Origin of the sequence: Herbaspirillum sp. 3R11 (assembly GCF_004563925.1) — a bacterium.
Classification (GTDB): Bacteria; Pseudomonadota; Gammaproteobacteria; order Burkholderiales; family Burkholderiaceae_D; genus Herbaspirillum.
Genome location: NZ_SPNJ01000001.1, coordinates 764,397 through 782,130 on the forward strand (window position 1 = coordinate 764,397; position 17,734 = coordinate 782,130).

The 17,734-nt window shown below is 60.2% G+C and carries 17 protein-coding genes; 12 read left to right on the forward strand and 5 right to left on the reverse strand.

The genetic code is table 11. The annotated features are described in order from the left end of the window. Window positions 1-225: 225 nt before the first annotated feature. The 6 genes from E4P32_RS03630 to E4P32_RS03655 all read left to right on the forward strand — a co-directional run bounded on the left by E4P32_RS03630 (window position 226) and on the right by E4P32_RS03655 (window position 7,170). On the forward strand, window positions 226-1,926 hold the full coding sequence (locus E4P32_RS03630; RefSeq protein WP_116433227.1) for a methyl-accepting chemotaxis protein: 1,701 nt from the start codon (window positions 226-228) through the stop codon (window positions 1,924-1,926). A gap of 363 nt (window positions 1,927-2,289) precedes the next feature. Then, window positions 2,290-3,432 (forward strand): branched-chain amino acid ABC transporter substrate-binding protein, encoded by a 1,143-nt coding sequence (locus E4P32_RS03635; protein ID WP_116433226.1) that lies wholly within the window; start codon window positions 2,290-2,292, stop codon window positions 3,430-3,432. 105 nt (window positions 3,433-3,537) lie between these two features. Next, window positions 3,538-4,464, forward strand: coding sequence for a high-affinity branched-chain amino acid ABC transporter permease LivH (gene livH, locus E4P32_RS03640; protein WP_116433225.1), 927 nt, complete (start codon window positions 3,538-3,540; stop codon window positions 4,462-4,464). After that, entirely contained in the window at window positions 4,464-5,690 is a 1,227-nt protein-coding gene (locus E4P32_RS03645) for a high-affinity branched-chain amino acid ABC transporter permease LivM (RefSeq protein ID WP_116433224.1), read from the forward strand. Before livH ends, E4P32_RS03645 begins: the two co-directional genes overlap by 1 nt. Further along, window positions 5,687-6,466 (forward strand): high-affinity branched-chain amino acid ABC transporter ATP-binding protein LivG, encoded by a 780-nt coding sequence (gene livG / locus E4P32_RS03650; protein WP_116433223.1) that lies wholly within the window; start codon window positions 5,687-5,689, stop codon window positions 6,464-6,466. Before E4P32_RS03645 ends, livG begins: the two co-directional genes overlap by 4 nt. Continuing rightward, entirely contained in the window at window positions 6,466-7,170 is a 705-nt protein-coding gene (locus E4P32_RS03655) for an ABC transporter ATP-binding protein (protein WP_116433222.1), read from the forward strand. The genes livG and E4P32_RS03655 overlap by 1 nt, the downstream gene beginning before the upstream one ends. Before the next feature lie 134 nt (window positions 7,171-7,304). Here the strand turns inward: E4P32_RS03655 and E4P32_RS03660 are convergent, their stop codons facing one another. Beyond that, window positions 7,305-7,928: a hypothetical protein gene (locus tag E4P32_RS03660; RefSeq protein ID WP_116433221.1), complete on the reverse strand. Its 624-nt coding sequence runs from the start codon at window positions 7,926-7,928 to the stop codon at window positions 7,305-7,307. Between the two features lie 311 nt (window positions 7,929-8,239). Here E4P32_RS03660 and E4P32_RS03665 point away from each other — a divergent pair, with 311 nt between their 5' ends. Further along, complete coding sequence (locus tag E4P32_RS03665) at window positions 8,240-8,875, forward strand: FMN-binding negative transcriptional regulator (protein WP_116433220.1); 636 nt, start codon at window positions 8,240-8,242, stop codon at window positions 8,873-8,875. 24 nt (window positions 8,876-8,899) lie between these two features. On the opposite strand, the gene E4P32_RS03670 is transcribed toward E4P32_RS03665, so the two are convergent. Next, the gene (locus E4P32_RS03670; RefSeq protein ID WP_116433219.1) at window positions 8,900-9,187 is read right to left on the reverse strand and encodes a hypothetical protein; all 288 of its coding nucleotides are present in this window, start codon (window positions 9,185-9,187) and stop codon (window positions 8,900-8,902) included. 128 nt (window positions 9,188-9,315) lie between these two features. After that, on the reverse strand, window positions 9,316-10,410 hold the full coding sequence (gene hppD, locus E4P32_RS03675; RefSeq protein ID WP_116433218.1) for a 4-hydroxyphenylpyruvate dioxygenase: 1,095 nt from the start codon (window positions 10,408-10,410) through the stop codon (window positions 9,316-9,318). 184 nt (window positions 10,411-10,594) lie between these two features. On the opposite strand from hppD, the gene E4P32_RS03680 reads away from it, so the two are divergent. The 4 genes from E4P32_RS03680 to E4P32_RS03695 all read left to right on the forward strand — a co-directional run bounded on the left by E4P32_RS03680 (window position 10,595) and on the right by E4P32_RS03695 (window position 14,305). Next, window positions 10,595-11,113, forward strand: coding sequence for an Lrp/AsnC family transcriptional regulator (locus E4P32_RS03680; RefSeq protein ID WP_016835679.1), 519 nt, complete (start codon window positions 10,595-10,597; stop codon window positions 11,111-11,113). A gap of 113 nt (window positions 11,114-11,226) precedes the next feature. After that, window positions 11,227-12,324, forward strand: a complete 1,098-nt coding sequence (ada, locus tag E4P32_RS03685) for a bifunctional DNA-binding transcriptional regulator/O6-methylguanine-DNA methyltransferase Ada (protein ID WP_116433217.1) — start codon at window positions 11,227-11,229, stop codon at window positions 12,322-12,324. Next, on the forward strand, window positions 12,321-12,968 hold the full coding sequence (gene alkB, locus E4P32_RS03690; RefSeq protein ID WP_116433216.1) for a DNA oxidative demethylase AlkB: 648 nt from the start codon (window positions 12,321-12,323) through the stop codon (window positions 12,966-12,968). Before ada ends, alkB begins: the two co-directional genes overlap by 4 nt. A 128-nt stretch (window positions 12,969-13,096) precedes the next feature. Then, window positions 13,097-14,305: an MFS transporter gene (locus E4P32_RS03695; protein WP_116433215.1), complete on the forward strand. Its 1,209-nt coding sequence runs from the start codon at window positions 13,097-13,099 to the stop codon at window positions 14,303-14,305. Window positions 14,306-14,356: 51 nt separating this feature from the next. On the opposite strand, the gene E4P32_RS03700 is transcribed toward E4P32_RS03695, so the two are convergent. Together E4P32_RS03700 and E4P32_RS03705 are read right to left on the reverse strand one after the other, a co-directional pair. Then, complete coding sequence (locus E4P32_RS03700) at window positions 14,357-15,496, reverse strand: DNA topoisomerase IB (RefSeq protein WP_233526566.1); 1,140 nt, start codon at window positions 15,494-15,496, stop codon at window positions 14,357-14,359. A gap of 234 nt (window positions 15,497-15,730) precedes the next feature. Beyond that, window positions 15,731-17,014 (reverse strand): D-amino acid dehydrogenase, encoded by a 1,284-nt coding sequence (locus tag E4P32_RS03705; protein WP_116433214.1) that lies wholly within the window; start codon window positions 17,012-17,014, stop codon window positions 15,731-15,733. Between the two features lie 105 nt (window positions 17,015-17,119). Between E4P32_RS03705 and E4P32_RS03710 the strand changes: the two genes are divergently transcribed. Continuing rightward, window positions 17,120-17,608 (forward strand): Lrp/AsnC ligand binding domain-containing protein, encoded by a 489-nt coding sequence (locus E4P32_RS03710; RefSeq protein ID WP_116433213.1) that lies wholly within the window; start codon window positions 17,120-17,122, stop codon window positions 17,606-17,608. The last annotated feature ends 126 nt before the right edge of the window (window positions 17,609-17,734 follow it).

Genomic DNA, 17,734 nt, shown 5'->3' on the forward strand with positions numbered 1-17,734 from the left:
TGCATTCAAGTGTCACAGCGTCACTGTTCTGACAGTGACGCAATAAAAAAAATATTGCAATGAAAACCACATACGGAAGCCGGCAAGCAGTTCTTCCCTACCGCCGGCAAGCCATCAACGCCACAGGGGCAAATATAGCCCCGACGCTGTCTTCTGCTTTCTTCCACGCTCCCATGGCATCGCGGGGCGAGGTAACCGCACTTCCTTGATCCCAAAGAGCACCCCATGAAATGGTTTTACAACTTGAAAATCGCCCACAAACTGTTGCTGTCGTTTGTGGCGGTATTGCTATTGACTGCGCTTCTCGGCGCCTTCTCGATCGCCCAGATCGCCCGCGTCAATCAGGCGTCCACCGACATCAGCACCAACTGGCTGCCGGCCATGCGCGCCGCGTTGCAGATGAAGACCGCGCTGAGCCGCATCCGCGTGGCCGAACTGCAGCACATCCAGTCCGACAACGAAGAGGATTTCTCACGCTATGAGAAATCGATCGAGGGACAACTGGCCCAGCTCAAGAAATTCGACAGCATTTATGCGCCGCTGATTTCGGAACCGGACGAGAAGATCGTCTATCCCGAATTCAAGAAGAACCTCACCGCCTATCTGGCGGAAAACCAGAAGATCGTGATGCTCGCACGCGGCGGCCTCAATGACGAAGCACGCCTGCTGATCCGCGGCGACTCGACCAAGATCTATCTGGCGATGACCGACCAGCTCGATCGCCTCAGCGGCATCAACGAAGCGGGCAGCGCCATTGCCGACCAGACCGCGACTTCTACCTACGAAGCCGCGCGCATCTGGATCGTGGTGATTCTGTGTATCAGCGTGGCGCTGGGATTGCTGCTGGCGTTCTGGGTCGCGGCGATCGTGTCGCGTCCGTTGACGAGTGCCGTCGAGATCGCGCAGCGCGTCGCCGCCGGCGACCTGACTGCGCGCATCGATGTCCAGTCGCGCGATGAAACCGGTCAGTTGATGGGCGCGCTCAAGGCCATGAACGACAGCCTGCTGAACATCGTGTCGCAGGTGCGCACCGGCACCGACACCATCGCCACGGCGTCGACGCAGATCGCCAGCGGCAATCTGGACCTGTCGTCGCGCACCGAAGAGCAAGCCAGCTCGCTGGAAGAAACCGCGTCGTCGATGGAAGAACTGACTTCGACCGTCAAGCAGAACGCAGACAACGCGCGTCAGGCCAACCAACTGGCGGAATCGGCATCCGCTGTAGCGATCCAGGGCGGCAGCGTGGTAGGCCAGGTGATCGACACCATGGGCGCGATCAACGACTCCTCGCGCAAGATCGTCGACATCATCAGTGTGATCGACGGCATTGCCTTCCAGACCAACATTCTCGCGCTGAATGCCGCTGTTGAAGCTGCACGCGCCGGTGAACAGGGCCGCGGCTTCGCGGTGGTGGCGTCGGAAGTGCGCAGCCTGGCGCAACGCTCCGCTGCCGCCGCCAAGGAAATCAAGACCCTCATCGACGACTCGGTCGACAAGGTCGGCTCCGGCAGCAGGCTGGTGGAGCAGGCCGGTGCGACGATGGCGGAAGTGGTCGCCAGCGTCAGGCGCGTGACCGACATCGTCGGCGAAATCAGTTCGGCCAGCCAGGAACAGAGCGCCGGCATCGAACAGGTCAACCAGGCCATCGCGCAGATGGACGAAGTCACGCAGCAAAACGCCGCGCTGGTGGAAGAAGCCGCCGCCGCCGCGCAATCGCTGCAGGATCAGGCCGGCACCTTGTCGGAAGTGGTCAGCGTGTTCAACATCGGACAGACGCAAGTCCGCGCGGTGAACGATGTGAAGAAGACGGCCGCCAAACGCACCATGGATATCACGCCGCGCACCACGGCGCTGCAACCTCGGAGTACACCGAAGCTGATGGTGCCCAAGACGCCGGACAACGATTCGGATTGGGAGCAGTTTTAAGTCACTTCACCGTCCATCTAGAAGAACGCCGCCCTGAGAAATTCAGGCGGCGTTTTTCTTTGGCGATAACGTTTACAAGGCTGTTTTTGGCCTTTTTCGGCCATTCTGGGTGCGCCGCAACAAGCGCGGATTTGGAAATATGGGAAAAGGTTTTTTTGTTTTTTGAACGAAAAATGCGAGGAATATTGTCGGGACGCGCAAATATCGCAAATATGGGGGTGTCGGTATAAAAAAATCTGTCGTATATGACGGAAATGTTACACTCCTGCCCCATGGAGCCGGCATCTATAAAGATGTCGTTCCTTACCTATTGCCAGATCACCGTTATCACTCGTAACGCACAAATAAATTGGAGGAAATTCAATGAAATCCGCATTCCCTTTGAACCGCCGTCTGACAAAAATCGCCATGGCCGTTGGTGTTGCCGCTTCCGCTATTTCCTTCGCCGGCATTGCCCAGGCTGAAACCGTGAAGATCGCCATTGCCGGTCCGATGACCGGCGCCGTCGCCCAGTACGGCGACATGGTCAAGGCAGGTGCGCTGACCGCGATCGAGCAAATCAATGCAGCCGGCGGCGCCGGTGGCAACAAGTTCGAAGCAGTCCTGATGGATGACGCCTGTGAGCCGAAGCAAGCAGTCGCGGTCGCCAACAAGATCGTCAGCCAGGGCATCAAGTTCGTGATCGGTCACGTGTGCTCGGGTTCGACCATTCCTGCTTCCGACATCTATGAAAACGAAGGCGTCGTGATGATCACGCCGTCGGCGACTGCGCCTCAGCTGACTGAAGCCAAGCCGCACAAGTACATCTTCCGCACCATCGGCCGCGACGACCAGCAAGGTCCTGCCGCCGCCAAGTACGTGGTCGAGAAGCTGAAGCCGAAGAAGGCTGCCGTCCTGCACGACAAGCAATCGTATGGTCAAGGCGTGGCGACTTCGGTCAAGGCCGGCCTGGAAGCGGCAAAGATTCCGGTGGTCGTGTTTGAAGGCGTGAACGCGGGCGACAGCGATTACTCGGCAGTCATCACCAAGCTCAAATCGCAAGGCGTGGACTTCGTCTACTTCGGCGGCTACCACCCTGAAATGGGTCTGATCATGCGCCAGGCGCGCGAACAAGGCGTCAAGGCCGTGTTCATGGGCCCTGAAGGCGTTGGCAACAAGGACATCACGGCGATCGCCGGTCCTGCTTCCGAAGGCATGCTGGTGACACTGCCGGCCGACTTCGCCGCCGATCCTGCCAACGCCGCACTGATCAAGGCTTTCGCTGCACAGAAGCGTGATCCTAACGGTCCGTTCCAGATGCCTGCCTACTCGGGCGTGAAGGTGATTGCCGATGCGATCACCGCCACCAAGTCGACTGATCCGACCAAGGTTGCCGCGTACATCCACGCCAATTCCTTCAAGACACCGATCGGCACCGTGGAATACGACAAGAAGGGCGACCTGAAGTCGTTCAAGTTCGTGGTCTTCACCTGGCACAAAGACGCAACGAAGACTGAAGCCAAGTAATCTTTACGCCGGCTTGCAGTAGTCGTCCTCACTGACGTCAACCATGCAAATGCCCCATTGCGGTAAGAATGGGGCATTTGCACATCTACATTTGTCAGGTTTCCTATGAATGAACTGCTCCCTCAACTGACCCAGCAGCTAGTCAACGGGCTGAGTCTGGGCGCGATCTATGCGCTGATCGCCATCGGCTACACGATGGTCTACGGCATCATCGGCATGATCAATTTCGCGCACGGCGAAATTTACATGATGGGCTCCTACATCGGGCTGGTCACGTTGACCGCCATCGGCGTGCAGGCGGGCTATCCGCTGCCGCTGCTGCTGGGCGCCGCATTGATCGTCTCGGTGGTGGTCACCGGCCTGTACGGCTGGACCGTCGAGCGCGTGGCGTATCGTCCGCTGCGCGGCGGACCGCGCCTGGTGCCGCTGATTTCGGCAATCGGCATGTCGATCTTCCTGCAGAACTACGTGCAGATCGGCCAGGGTTCGCGCGACATGTCGGTGCCGGTGCTGATCTCGGGCGCCATCGAGTTCCAGATGGGCAGCGATTTCACCGTCACGATTCCGTATTCGCGCATGATCATCGTCGGCGTCACCTTGCTGCTGATGGTCTGCCTGACCCTGTTCATCGCACGTTCGCGCATGGGCCGCGCCTGCCGCGCCTGCGCGGAAGACATGGGCATGGCCAATCTGCTGGGCATCGATACGAACCGGGTGATTTCCTTCACCTTCGTGCTCGGCGCGATGCTGGCGGCGGTGGGCGGCGTGCTGATCGCGCTGACCATCGGCAAGCTCAATCCGTATATCGGTTTCATCGCCGGCATCAAGGCGTTTACTGCCGCCGTGCTGGGCGGCATCGGCAGCATTCCCGGCGCGATGCTGGGCGGCGTGCTGCTGGGCCTGGCTGAAACCTTCGCCGCCGGCTACCTGCCGGCCGAGTACAAGGATGTGGTGTCCTTTGCTTTGCTGGTGCTGATCCTGCTGTTCCGTCCTACGGGTTTGCTGGGCAAGCCGGACGTGGAGAAAGTCTGATGTCGATAACTCTCAAAAACGCCGTGGCGGCGGCGATCCTGACCGCCATCCTGACCACGCCGATGCTCGGCCTGCAATTGCAGCTCGAAGGCTATCGCGTGGTGCTCAACGCCCACTGGACACCGGTGCTGATCGCCGTGCTGGTGGTGTTCGTGTTCCAGCTGATCAAGCCGACGCTGACGCGCAGCACGAAGAAAATACGCCTGCCCGCACTGCCGCAACTGCAGCCGCGCCAGCAGCGTTACGCCTTGCTGTTCCTGTTTGCGATTGCATTGGTATGGCCGTTCTTCGGTTCGCGTGGCAACGTCGACGTGGTGACGCTGGCGCTGATTTACGTGATCCTCGGTCTCGGCCTGAACATCGTGGTCGGCTTTGCCGGTTTGCTTGATCTCGGCTATGTCGGCTTCTATGCGGTCGGCGGTTATACCTATGCCTTGCTGAATCAGTATTTCGGCTTCACGTTCTGGGAATGCCTGCCGATCGCGGCCGGCATGTCAGCGCTGTTCGGCTTCGTCCTCGGTTTCCCGGTGCTGCGCCTGCGCGGCGATTACCTGGCCATCGTGACCTTGGGCTTCGGTGAAATCATCCGCCTGCTGCTCAACAACATGACCTCGCTGACCGGCGGTCCGGACGGCGTGTCGGGGATCCCGAAGCCGACCGTGTTCGGCATCGAAATGGCGCGCAACGCCAGCGTCGAGGGCGGCAGGACTTTCCACGACATGCTGGGCCTGACTTACCAGGGCGGGCACATGGTGATCTTCCTGTACTTCGTCGCGTTGCTGCTGGTGCTGTTCACGTATTTCGTGACCAGCCGCCTGATCCGCATGCCGATGGGGCGCGCGTGGGAAGCCCTGCGCGACGACGAAATCGCCTGCCGTTCGCTGGGCATCAATCCGACCAAGATCAAGCTCTCGGCGTTCACGCTGGGCGCGGCGTTCGCCGGCCTGGCCGGCAGTTTCTTCGCCGCACGCCAGGGACTGGTGAATCCGGAATCCTTTACCTTCATCGAGTCGGCGCTGATCCTGGCCATCGTGGTACTGGGCGGCATGGGCTCGCAGCTGGGCGTGATCCTGGCGGCGATCCTGCTGACCATCCTGCCGGAAGTGGCGCGCAGTTTTGCCGAATACCGCATGCTGATTTTCGGCCTGGTGATGGTGCTGATGATGATGTGGCGTCCGCAGGGCCTGTTGCCGGCGACGCGTCCTCACGTGGAGCTGCCACGATGACCACAACAAACAATACAACCTTGTTGGAAGTGTCCGGCCTGTCGATGCGCTTCGGCGGTTTGCTGGCGGTCGACGGCGTGTCGCTGTCGGTGATGGAACAGGAAGTGTTCGCCATCATCGGCCCCAACGGCGCCGGCAAGACCACCGTGTTCAACTGCATCAGCGGCTTCTACCAGCCGAGCAGCGGCGACATCAGCCTGGGCGGCGCGTCGATTGCGCGCAAGCCCAGCCATGTCGTGGCGCAGCAGGGTCTGGTGCGCACCTTCCAGAATATCCGCCTGTTCAAGACGCTGAGTGTGGTCGAGAACCTGCTGGTGGCGCAGCACAACCAGATCAACAACAACCTGGTGTCGGGTTTGCTCAAGCTGCCGGGTTATCGCCGCGCCGAAAAGGAAGCGCTGGATCGCGCCGCCTACTGGCTCGACCAGCTCGGCCTGACGGCGCTGGCCAATCGCGAAGCGGGCACCTTGTCGTACGGCCTGCAACGGCGCGTCGAAATCGCCCGCTGCATGATCACCAAGCCGCGCCTGCTGTTGCTGGACGAGCCGGCCGCCGGCCTCAATCCGCAAGAGAAGCAGGAGCTGCAGCAACTGATCGACCGGCTGCGCCGCGAACACGGCGTCGCCGTGCTGCTGATCGAACACGACATGAGCCTGATCATGGGCATCTCCGACCGCATTCTGGTGATGGAGCACGGCAAGCCCATCGTCACCGGCACGCCGGAGCTGGTGCGCAATGACGAGCGCGTGATCAAAGCCTACCTGGGAGAAGAATGATGTTGCAGTTTGAACAGGTGCACACCCATTACGGCGCCATCGAAGCGCTGCATGGCGTATCGCTGAATGTGGACAAGGGCGAGATCGTCACGCTGATCGGCGCCAACGGCGCCGGCAAGACCACCTTGCTGATGACCTTGTGCGGCAATCCGCGCGCCTCGAGCGGCAAGATCATCTTCGAAGGCCAGGACATCACGCAGCGCTCAACGCATGAAATCATGCGGCTGGGCATGGCGATTTCACCGGAAGGCCGGCGCGTCTTCCCAAGCCTGACCGTGCTGGAAAACCTCAAGATGGGCGCGTTCTTCGCCAAGAACGATGAGATCGAAGAGGGCGTGCAGTACGTGTTCGGCCTCTTCCCGCGCCTGAAGGAGCGTGCCAACCAGCGCGCCGGCACCATGTCGGGCGGCGAGCAGCAGATGCTGGCGATCGGCCGCGCACTGATGAGCAAGCCGCGCCTGCTGCTGCTGGACGAGCCGACACTGGGCCTGGCGCCGCTGGTGATTGCACAGATCTTCGAGATCATTCGCACCATCCGCGACCAGGGCGTCACGGTGTTCCTGGTCGAACAGAACGCCAACAAGGCGCTGGGTGTGGCCGATCGCGGCTACGTGCTGGAAAACGGCCATGTCGTATTGGCCGACACCGGCGCCAATCTGCTGGCCAACGATGCGGTGCGCAAGGCGTATCTGGGACATGCCTGATCACGCTGCCTGGTTCTGGCTATCGGGGAAAAACGGCTCCTGCTTTTTTTTGCAGGAGCCGTTTTTTTTACGGATACCGAAGCTTGACGCCGACCCGGCTCAGTGCAGTTCCGTGACCGGGGAGCGGCTTGCAGTCAGGCCTCGGTGTCCACGAACAGACCTTTTTGCGAGGCGACGGTTTTTCCTTTGATGTCATATACATCCGCAGCAACGGCGTGTTTTTGTGCGGCGGATTTATTTTTTCGACTTGCCCTCGTCCGCTGGTTTTCGGCAGTTGGTGAGAGATCGCTCAAGTCGGCCGCTTGTTTTGTGTCCGAGACGGATAGCTCTGATTTGTCACCGTTCCTGGCGTCGCGCTTCTGCGCAGCAGCCGATCCCGGCGAATAAGGCGGGGTGTTGGCGTTATCGTCATCATCCGCAGCGACAGCAGTTGAATGACTATTTTTCTTGTTTTTCCCGACGGACTTCTTTTTGCCGGTTTCGTTGGTCTCCGAAGGTGACGATTGCTTTGCAATCCTGCGTTCCGCTTCTTCCAATTGCGCTTTTAACGCGTCGATTTTTTTTTGCGTTTGATCGCGCAGCTCCTTGGCCTTCGCCGGTGGCAGCTTTTGCTTGTCAATGTCCGCGGCGTATCGCTCAAGAGTGGCGATCTGGGCTCTCAGATTTTGTGATCTGCGCCTATCCTGCTCGAGCTGGCGTGCACGATCAGGATCGTCTGTAGAAAGCTGTAAGGCGGCTGTTGAAGATGTAACTTGCATGTTGTCCTCGCAAAGACTATTGACATGCCAGCTCTATCGGCAAAGTGTCTTGCCGACTCCAGTTCTCCTTGTTGAAATCTTGAATAAATAGAATTATTTCTAGTTTGTATTAGAAATTGATGCTGGATCCCTACTGGTGCCCAGTATCTTCCATGGGTAAGGGAGGCAGACATGTCCACGTTGTCGAGTTTTTCGCAACGGACGGCCGGTATTGTCGAACGTTTCGCCTCCTGTGAAAAAACGGCAGGGTCGGGTACAGTAGATCGCTTGAATAAAGTCGGCGTCGTGCCGCCTACAGCAAGGGAAAACACGTGTACCTACCCAGCCATTTCGCCGAATCCGACCGCAGCGTCCTGCATCGCCTGATGCAGGACCATCCCTTGTCCACGCTGGTTACGCAGACATCGGCCGGCTTGGACGCCAACCATATCCCGCTGATTCTCAGCGCCGACGAGGGCGAGCATGGCGTCCTGCGCGGGCACGTGGCGCGCGCCAATCCGTTCTGGAAAGATTTTGTGGCGACGACGGATGCACTGGCCGTCTTCCAGGGCGCGGACGCTTACATCTCGCCATCCTGGTATCCCACCAAGAAGGAAAACGGCAAGGCCGTGCCGACCTGGAATTACGCCGTCGTGCATGCCAGCGGTCCCTTGCGCATCATTGACGACGCTGAATGGTTGCGCAGCCTCGTGACCAGGTTGACCACGCATCATGAAGCCGCCATGGCGCAACCCTGGTCGGTCGGCGATGCGCCGGCGGACTACATCGACAAGATGATCGGCGCCATCGTGGGGATTGAAATCACGATCACCACGTTGGTCGGTAAATGGAAGGTCAGCCAGAATCAGCCGGCGCAGAATCGCGCCGGTGTCGTCGATGGCTTGCTCAGCGGCGCGCAGCCCAATGCTGCCGCGATGGCGGCGCTGGTGGCTGGCAAGAAAGACTGATTGGGGACGGGAGGCGTGGCGCCTTCAGGCGCTGGCGGTCGCCACTGACAGCACGACGCTGAGATAGCTGCCGTTGCGATTGCGCGAGCGCGCCTTTTCCTTTTCGAGCCGGAAAATTTCCTGGTAGTGCGATTGAATGCGCTGGCGCAGTTGCATCAGGGCCTGCTCAGGCAACGACGACGGCAAGGTCTGCGACTGCCGCTGCAAATCGCGGATCTGGCGGGTCAGCTGGTCGATGCGCTCGGAGGTCTCTTCCACCACGGCAGAAGCGGCGTGGGCGGCGTATTTTCCGGATTGAGCGCTGGCAGGCATGGATTTCCCTCGCAGAAGTAGTACTTTCTTTTACGGCGCGGGGCGCGATTTCTTGAGGCCGGGAAATGAAAAACGGCGCGCCCGCAAGAGCAGGCGCGCCGTCATGGCATTGCTTTTTTGATACTGTTTTAAATCACGCCGCGCCGGATCTGGTCCAGCTCGATCGATTCGAACAAGGCCTTGAAATTGCCTTCCCCAAAACCGTCATTACCCTTGCGCTGGATGATCTCGAAGAAGATCGGTCCGATCAGCGTCTGCGTGAAAATCTGCAGCAGCAGGCCCTGGCCTTCGGTCGGCGCGCCGTCAATCAAAATTTTCAACTCGCGCAGCGTGGCCAGGTCTTCCTTGTGCCCGGGAATGCGGCGTTCCACCAGGTCGTAGTAGGTGTTGATGGTGTCCTGCAGCGGCACCTTGCGCTGATATAGCGTACGCACGGTCTGGTAGATGTCGTCGGTGCCCAGCGCGATGTGCTGGATGCCTTCGCCGTTGTACTGCTTGATGAATTCCTCGATCTGCGATTTGTCGTCGGCGCTCTCGTTGATCGGGATGCGGATCTTGCCGCACGGGCTGGTCATCGCACGCGACTTGAGGCCGGTCAGCTTGCCTTCGATATCGAAGTACTTGATCTCGCGGAAGTTGAACAGGCGCTCGTAGAACGACGACCAGGTATCCATCGCGCCGCGCACCACGTTGTGGGTCAGGTGATCGATATAGGTCAGGCCGACGCCGACCGGATTGCGCTCGACGTTGGGGAAGAATTCAAAGTCGATGTCGTAGATCGAGCCACGCTCGCCGTAGCGATCCACCAGATACAGCAGCGACCCGCCGATGCCCTTGATGGCAGGGATATTCAGCTCCATCGGGCCGAGCTTGGCGGGCACGCCTTCGGCGCCCATTTCCAGCGCGCGTTTGTAGACGGCGGCGGCATCCTTGACGCGGAAGGCCATGGCGTTGACTGACAGGCCGTGCACCTTGGCGAACTCGGTGGCGTTGCTGTCAGGCTCGGCGTTGATGATGAAATTGATCTGGCCCTGGCGATACAGCGTCACATTCTTGGAGCGATGGCGGGCCACCGCCGCAAAGCCCATCGATTCCAGCACGGCGGCAATCGGCAGCGGGTCCAGCGCAGCGTATTCGACGAACTCGAAGCCGTCGGTTCCCATCGGGTTGTCGAACAGGTCGGTGCTGCTGCGGGTGGAAGAAATTTGCGTGGCTTGGCCCATCATGGTCTCCTGGTGTTCGGAGCGGACCGGCGCGGCGTCGGTATGAACCCCTTGTACTCGCTCCGTGCTGGGTGGTATGTGAAGCCAGTTTATTGCAGGAAAGACGCAAAATGTGATTGTTATTCGCGGATTCTTCGCGGTATCATGCACAAATTATTCAAATTAATGCATAAAAGAGGGAGATATGAGCACAATCACCGTAGACCGGTTTGACCTGGCCTTGCTGGCTGAATTGCAGCGCGACGGACACATCACTAACAGCGCCCTCGGACAGAAAGTCCACCTGTCCACCTCGCAGATCAGCCGTCGCGTGCAGCGGCTGGAAGAGGCCCACGTCATCGAGCGCTACACCGCCGTGCTGGACCCGGCCGTAATCGGCCTGGGCGTGACCGCCTTCACCAACGTCACGCTGGACCGCCAGGGCGAAACACGCGGCATCCAGTTCGAAGAAGCGGTGCAGGACATGCCGGAAATCATGGAGTGCTTTTCGATCACCGGCGAAGCCGATTATATCCTGCGTATCGTCGCGCCCGACCTGGCGGCGTTTTCCGAATTCATGATGACGCGTTTGCTGCGCTTGCCGGGCGTGACCAACGTCAAGTCCAACATCACCATGAAACAGGTCAAGCATTCGCACGTGCTGCCACTGGACCATGTCACGCAACCGGCGCAAAGCCGCCAGCGCATCAAGTTTTCGTCCTGATTTCCAAGCAGGAAAACAACAGCGGATTTGAAAGCAAGGCCTGGAGTGTGAGCGGGTGGAGCGCTTCCTATACTGCGATGACCGTGTAACCAAAAGGTGTCATCATGTTCAGTATGAATACCCGTAAGAGCTCTGCTTCCGCAGCCGTTTCCAACATCGCCGCCGGCCTCGACGACCAGCGCTGGCAGGCCGTCACGCAACGCGACAAGACGGCCGACGGCACGTTCTACTACGCCGTGCGCACCACCGGCGTGTATTGCCGGCCGTCGTGCCCGTCGCGCCAGGCGCGCCGCGAAAACGTCGCCTTCTACGATACCGGCGTGCAGGCCGAACAGGCCGGATTTCGCGCCTGCAAGCGCTGCAAACCGAATGAAGCGGCGCTGGGCGAACGCCAGGCGCAAGCCATCGCCACCGTCTGCCGCGCCATCGAGCAGGCCGAGGATCTGCCTTCACTGGATGAACTGGCGCAGATCGCCGGCATGAGCCGCTTCCATTTTCATCGCGTCTTCAAGGAAAAAACCGGCGTTACGCCCAAGGCCTACGCCGCTGCGCAACGGGCGCAGCGCCTGCGTGCAGGGCTTGCCCAGAGCGACAGCGTTACCACTGCCATGTACGATGCCGGCTTCAATTCCAGTGGCCACTTCTACGCCGAATCCAGTGGCCGCCTCGGCATGACGCCGAGCGCTTATCGTCGCGGCGGCAGCGGCGCGCAGATTCGTTTCGCGGTGGCGCAATGCTGGCTCGGCGCGATCCTGGTGGCGACCACTGAAAAGGGCGTCTGCGCCATTACGCTGGGCGACGATCCCGATCAGTTGGTGCGTGACCTGCAAGATCAGTTTCCACAAGCCGAACTGATCGGCGGCGATGCGACATTCGAAAAACTGGTGGCCAAAGTCATCGGCTTCATCGAGTCGCCGCAGGGCGATCTCAACCTGCCGCTCGACGTGCGCGGCACGGCTTTCCAGCAACGCGTGTGGCAAGCCTTGCGCGATATTCCGGCGGGGCAGCGCGTGACCTATTCGGACATCGCCGGACGTATCGGCAGCCCGACGGCGGTGCGTGCAGTCGCCAGCGCCTGCGCTTCGAACGCGATTGCGGTGCTGATTCCTTGCCATCGCGTGGTACGCATGGACGGTTCGCTGTCCGGCTATCGCTGGGGTGTGGAGCGCAAGCAGGCCTTGCTCGACCGGGAAGGCGACGGCAAAGCGTGACTGGCGATTTGTTCGCAGCCTTGCGCGCACCGGCGATCGAGCCCATCGCCGATGGCGCGACCTGGCTGCGTGCTTATGCCGATGACGATGCGGTTGCTCTGATCCAAGCGATAGAGCAGGTGACCACGCAATCGCCATTCCGCCAGATGCAGACGCCGGGCGGCTACACCATGTCGGTGGCGATGAGCAATTGCGGCGAGCTTGGCTGGGTGACCGATCGGCGCGGCTATCGCTACCAGCCCGAAGATCCCTTGTCGCAGCAGCCGTGGCCGACGATGCCCGGCATTTTTCTGGAACTGGCGGTGCGGGCGGCGGCCGCAGCCGGATTCAACGATTTCCTTCCGGACGCCTGTCTGATCAATCGCTACGCGCCCGGTGCGCGCATGTCGCTGCATCAGGACAAGAACGAAAGCGACATGGCGCAACCCATTGTTTCAGTGTCGCTGGGTTTGCCGGCAACGTTCCTGTTCGGCGGCGCCGAGCGCGCCGACAAGCCGCTGCGCATGCGTCTCGAAAGCGGCGATGTGGTGGTGTGGGGCGGGCCGGCGCGCTTGCGTTTCCATGGCGTCGATACGCTGGCGCAGGGTACGCATGCACTGACCGGCGAGTGTCGCTACAACCTTACCTTCCGCAAGGCCGGCTGAAGCAGGATAGAGCAGGCGACCCAAAATGGGGCGTCAAAAGACAAGAAAAGCCAACAGGTCTAAAATTCCGGGTTTCCCATCCAATTATTAGACAGGCCATCATGGAGACAGCGCTCAACCCGCCGGAAATGCCGCAGGCAAACGAACAGCAGGCAGCCGAAAAGACCGGCTTCCGCGTCCTTGGCGCAATCAGCTTTTCGCACTTCCTCAACGACATGATCCAGTCGCTGCTGCTGGCGATCTATCCGCTGCTGAAGGGTAATTTCCACCTGAGCTTCGCCCAGATCGGCCTGATCACGCTGACTTTCCAGGTCACGGCTTCATTGCTGCAGCCGCTGGTCGGCCTGTACACCGACAAGCATCCGAAACCCTATTCGCTGGCCATCGGCATGGGCTCGACCCTGTGCGGCCTGCTGCTGCTGTCGGTGGCGCCGAATTTCGGCATCTTGCTGGTGGCGGCGGCATTGGTCGGCACCGGTTCGTCGGTATTCCATCCTGAAGCGTCGCGCGTGGCGCGCATGGCATCGGGCGGTCGCCACGGCCTGGCCCAATCGCTGTTTCAGGTCGGCGGCAACGCCGGCAGCGCAATGGGTCCTTTGCTGGCGGCGTGGATCATCATCCCGGGCGGCCAGCACAGCATCGCCTGGTTCACCATTGCGGCGCTGATTGCCATCGTCGTGCTGCGCCAGATCGGCCATTGGTACCAGCGCCAGCAACTGGCCGGCAAGACCAAACCGAAGAAGAAGGCGCACGGTTTCGTCCCGCTGCCGCGCAACAAGGTGATCATGGCGGTCAGCATCCTGCTGGTGCTGATCTTTTCCAAGTACTTCTACATGGCCAGCCTGTCGAGCTACTTCACGTTCTACCTGATCAGCAAGTTCCAGCTGTCGGTGCAGGACGCGCAGATCCATCTGTTCGTGTTCCTGTTTGCGGTCGCCATCGGCACCGTGGCCGGCGGCCCGATCGGCGACCGCGTCGGCCGCAAGGCGGTGATCTGGACATCGATCCTGGGTGTGGCGCCGTTCACGCTGATGCTGCCTTACGCCAACCTGTTCTGGACCGGCGTGCTGACGGTCATCATCGGCATGATCCTGGCGTCGGCATTCTCGGCAATCTTGGTGTTCGCACAGGAACTGATGCCGGGCAAGGTCGGCACCGTCTCGGGATTGTTCTTTGGCTTCGCGTTCGGCATGGGCGGTATCGGCGCAGCGCTGCTGGGCAAGCTGGCCGACGTGACTGATATCTTCTTCGTCTACCAGGTCTGCGCGTTCCTGCCGCTGATCGGTTTGCTGGCGGCGTTCCTTCCCAAGCTGGAGAGGGTGCCGGCCACGGCGTAGTACTTTCTTGGCATGTCCGGCTTTCCTGTGAAAGCCGGACGCGTTCCTGTTTTATCCCGCCTTCTTTTTCCCTGCCTTCGCATCCTTTTGCTCCTGCTGCAAACGCTGCTGCAGCAGCGCCAGCACGGCCGCTTCTTCCGGACTCAGTGCATGCATTTCCTGCACCAGGTTGTCGCGCACCTGTTCCTTGAGCCGGCTCGCAGTCATGCCGTCCAGATACGATGAAATCACGTCCGGATGGACGTAGCATTTGCGGCAGATGGTGGGCGTGTTGCCGAGTTTCTTGGCGACGTGCTCGATTGCCTGCACGATGTTTTTCTTGGCCTGCGCATGCGTATCGAATTGCTGGAATTCATCCAGCGCCAGCGCCGCCAGCACCGTGCCGGCCCAGGTGCGAAAATCCTTGGCGGTGTAATCCTCGCCGGTGATTTCATGCAGGTAGTCGTTGACGTCGCCGGAACCGATGGTGTGCGTCTCGCCTTCTTCGTCGAGATACTGGAACAGATCCTGACCGGGCAGGTCGAGCAGCTTCCGGACGATGCGCACCATGTAGGGATCGTGCAACTTGATCGAATGCTGCACGCCGCTCTTGCCGCGGAAATGGAATTTGATATCGCCGCCTTCAACCTTGACGTGGCGATTGCGCAGCGTAGTGATGCCGAAGGACTGGTTATTGCGCGCGTATTCATCATTACCGACGCGCATCAGCGTGGCTTGCAGCAGGTACACCACCGTGGCCAGCACCTTTTGCTTGTTCAGGCCGCGTTTCTTCAGATCGTGTTCCAGGCATTTGCGGATCTGCGGCAGCGCCTGCGCGAACGTGATCATGCGTTGGTATTTCACCTCGTCGCGCACGATGCGCCAGCGCGCGTGATAGCGGTATTGCTTGCGCTGCCGGGCGTCACGACCAGTGGCCTGGATATGGCCATTGGCCCAGGGGCAGATCCACACCTCTTCCCATGCCGGTGGAATCGCCATGGCCCTGATGCGCGCCAATGTGGTTTCGTCGTCGACGGTTTTGCCGTGCATGTCGGTATAGGTGAATTCACCCTCGCTGCGGATGCGGAGAATTCCGGGCGTGTCGTCGTTGACGTAGCGCAGGCCCCCTTCACGGGCGATCTGTTTGGCCGTCGGGGCAGGCTGGTTGGCGGCAGGGCCGCAGTCGACATGACGATGAAGTTGGGCGTGCATACGAAGGTCTTTCTTCAAGAGGACTTGCGTTTGCGGACCGAGGAATTCCGGCGCTGGATCGATTATCGGCTGATTGCCGGGACGGCAATGTCGGTGCGCGCAGATAGCGCTTGTGAGACTTTTCCTACAAGGGGAAAAGTGCGGTGCAACAAAAAAGCCGAAGCAAAAAGCTTCGGCCTGGTTAGTTTGACTTGAAATCCGGCGTAACCGGAAGGTACGAAAAGATTTGCAGCGCTATGCGGTGACAGTCGAGGAAAATTGCCGCTGCCCAAGATAGCGCGCCACCGACAAATCATCCGAAGCAATCGCCGGGCGTTTGCCCGAAATCAGATCTGCCAGCAGTTGTCCCGAGCCGCACGACATGGTCCAGCCGAGCGTGCCGTGACCGGTGTTGAGGAACAGGTTGTTCAGCGGCGTCGCGCCGACGATCGGCGTGCCGTCCGGCGTCATCGGCCGCAGCCCGGTCCAGAAGCTGGCTTGCGCGGTATTGCCGGCGCCCGGGAACAGGTCGTTGACGACGAGTTCCAGCGTAGCGCGGCGCTTGGGGTTGAGTTCCTTGTTGAAGCCCACCACTTCCGCCATGCCGCCCACGCGGATGCGATTGTCAAAACGGGTGACGGCGATCTTGTAGGTTTCGTCGAGGATGGTCGACACCGGCGCGGCAAGGGAGTCGACCACCGGCACGGTGATCGAATAGCCCTTCAGCGGATACACCGGAATATCGACGATGCGACGCAGGAAGTTGGCGGAGTACGAACCCAGCGCCACCACGTAGGCGTCGCCGCGCACCAGCTCCTTGCCGCACACGACGCCGTCGATGTCGTCGCCGGCCACCGCCAGCGCCTGGATGTCGACGCCGTAGCGGAACTGCACACCGAGTTCTTCGGCCATCTTCGCCAGCTTGGTGGTGAACAGTTGGCAGTCGCCGGTTTCATCGTTAGGCAGGCGCAGGCCGCCGGTCAGCTTGTGGCTGACCTTGGCCAGCGCGGGTTCGGCGCCGGCCAGCTGTTCGCGGCTCAGCAGCTCGAACGGTACGCCGGTCTGGCGCAGTACGGCGATATCCTTTGCCGCGCCGTCGAACTGCTCCTGCGTGCGGAACAGTTGCAGCGTGCCTTGCTGGCGGCCTTCGTAGTCGATGCCGGTGGCGGCGCGCAATTCGCGGAAGCAATCGCGGCTGTATTCGGCCAGGCGCACCATGCGTTCCTTGTTGACGGCGTAGCGGTCGGCGCTGCAGTTGCGCAGCATTTGCCACATCCAGCGCAATTGCTGCAGCGTGCCATCAGGGCGGATCGCCAGCGGTGCGTGTTCTTCAAACATCCATTTCAGGGCTTTGAGTGGAATGCCTGGCGCGGCCCACGGCGAGGCGTAGCCGGGCGAGATCTGGCCGGCGTTGGCGAAGCTGGTTTCGAGCGCGGGACCGGGTTGGCGGTCGAGCACCGTGACCTGATGGCCGGCCTTGGCCAGATAGTAGGCGCTGGTGACGCCGATGACCCCGCTACCCAGAATGACGACACGCATGATGGATTCCCCGAAATGATGATGAGTATGTAGAATATAAAACCATGATATTGGCAATGAGCCAGTATTTGTTCTGGTATTAATAGCCAAAAACGAGAATAAATAATGAGAACTCAGCAGCTTTCAGTACGCACCCTGGACAAGCTCGACCGCCGCATCCTTTCGGTCCTGCAAAAGGACGGCCGTATCTCGATGAAAGACCTGGGCGAGCAGGTCGGGCTGTCGATCACGCCCTGTATCGAGCGCGTCAAGCGCATGGAGCGCGACGGCGTCATCAGCGGCTACTACGCGCGCATCGATCCGGCCACGCTGGGCGCGACCTTGCTGGTGTTTGTCGAGATCACGCTCAACCACAAGTCGGGCAACATGTTCGAGCAGTTCCGCCGCGAAGTGCTGCGCATCCCGGAGGTGCAGGAATGTCACCTGGTGTCGGGCGACTTCGACTACCTGATCAAGGCGCGCATCCGCGGCATGGCGGAATACCGCAAGCTGCTTGGCGACATCCTGCTGCAACTGCCGGGCGCAGCGCAATCGAAGAGCTACGTGGTGATGGAAGAAATCAAGGAGACGCTGGCGTTGCCGCTGGAAGAGTGAGCGGAATGAGCGCAGTGTGCGGCGTGAACAGAATGAGGCAATTTGCCAACGCAATATTTTTTTAAGTCTTTTTTAAAGTATTTTTTCAATCAGGGAAATCGGCAAAAGCATCGATATTCTTGCAAC

Excerpts from the sequence above, each read along its gene's own strand:
- E4P32_RS03660 (WP_116433221.1), bottom strand. The coding sequence starts at position 7,928 with ATGCAAGTTACATCTTCAACAGCCGCCTTACAGCTTTCTACAGACGAT.
- E4P32_RS03630 (WP_116433227.1), top strand. The coding sequence starts at position 226 with ATGAAATGGTTTTACAACTTGAAAATCGCCCACAAACTGTTGCTGTCG.
- E4P32_RS03710 (WP_116433213.1), top strand. The coding sequence starts at position 17,120 with ATGAGAACTCAGCAGCTTTCAGTACGCACCCTGGACAAGCTCGACCGC.
- E4P32_RS03680 (WP_016835679.1), top strand. The coding sequence starts at position 10,595 with ATGAGCACAATCACCGTAGACCGGTTTGACCTGGCCTTGCTGGCTGAA.
- E4P32_RS03645 (WP_116433224.1), top strand. The coding sequence starts at position 4,464 with ATGTCGATAACTCTCAAAAACGCCGTGGCGGCGGCGATCCTGACCGCC.
- E4P32_RS03695 (WP_116433215.1), top strand. The coding sequence starts at position 13,097 with ATGCCGCAGGCAAACGAACAGCAGGCAGCCGAAAAGACCGGCTTCCGC.
- E4P32_RS03700 (WP_233526566.1), bottom strand. The coding sequence starts at position 15,496 with ATGCACGCCCAACTTCATCGTCATGTCGACTGCGGCCCTGCCGCCAAC.
- ada (WP_116433217.1), top strand. The coding sequence starts at position 11,227 with ATGAATACCCGTAAGAGCTCTGCTTCCGCAGCCGTTTCCAACATCGCC.
- hppD (WP_116433218.1), bottom strand. The coding sequence starts at position 10,410 with ATGGGCCAAGCCACGCAAATTTCTTCCACCCGCAGCAGCACCGACCTG.
- livH (WP_116433225.1), top strand. The coding sequence starts at position 3,538 with ATGAATGAACTGCTCCCTCAACTGACCCAGCAGCTAGTCAACGGGCTG.
- livG (WP_116433223.1), top strand. The coding sequence starts at position 5,687 with ATGACCACAACAAACAATACAACCTTGTTGGAAGTGTCCGGCCTGTCG.
- E4P32_RS03705 (WP_116433214.1), bottom strand. The coding sequence starts at position 17,014 with ATGCGTGTCGTCATTCTGGGTAGCGGGGTCATCGGCGTCACCAGCGCC.
- E4P32_RS03635 (WP_116433226.1), top strand. The coding sequence starts at position 2,290 with ATGAAATCCGCATTCCCTTTGAACCGCCGTCTGACAAAAATCGCCATG.
- E4P32_RS03655 (WP_116433222.1), top strand. The coding sequence starts at position 6,466 with ATGTTGCAGTTTGAACAGGTGCACACCCATTACGGCGCCATCGAAGCG.
- E4P32_RS03670 (WP_116433219.1), bottom strand. The coding sequence starts at position 9,187 with ATGCCTGCCAGCGCTCAATCCGGAAAATACGCCGCCCACGCCGCTTCT.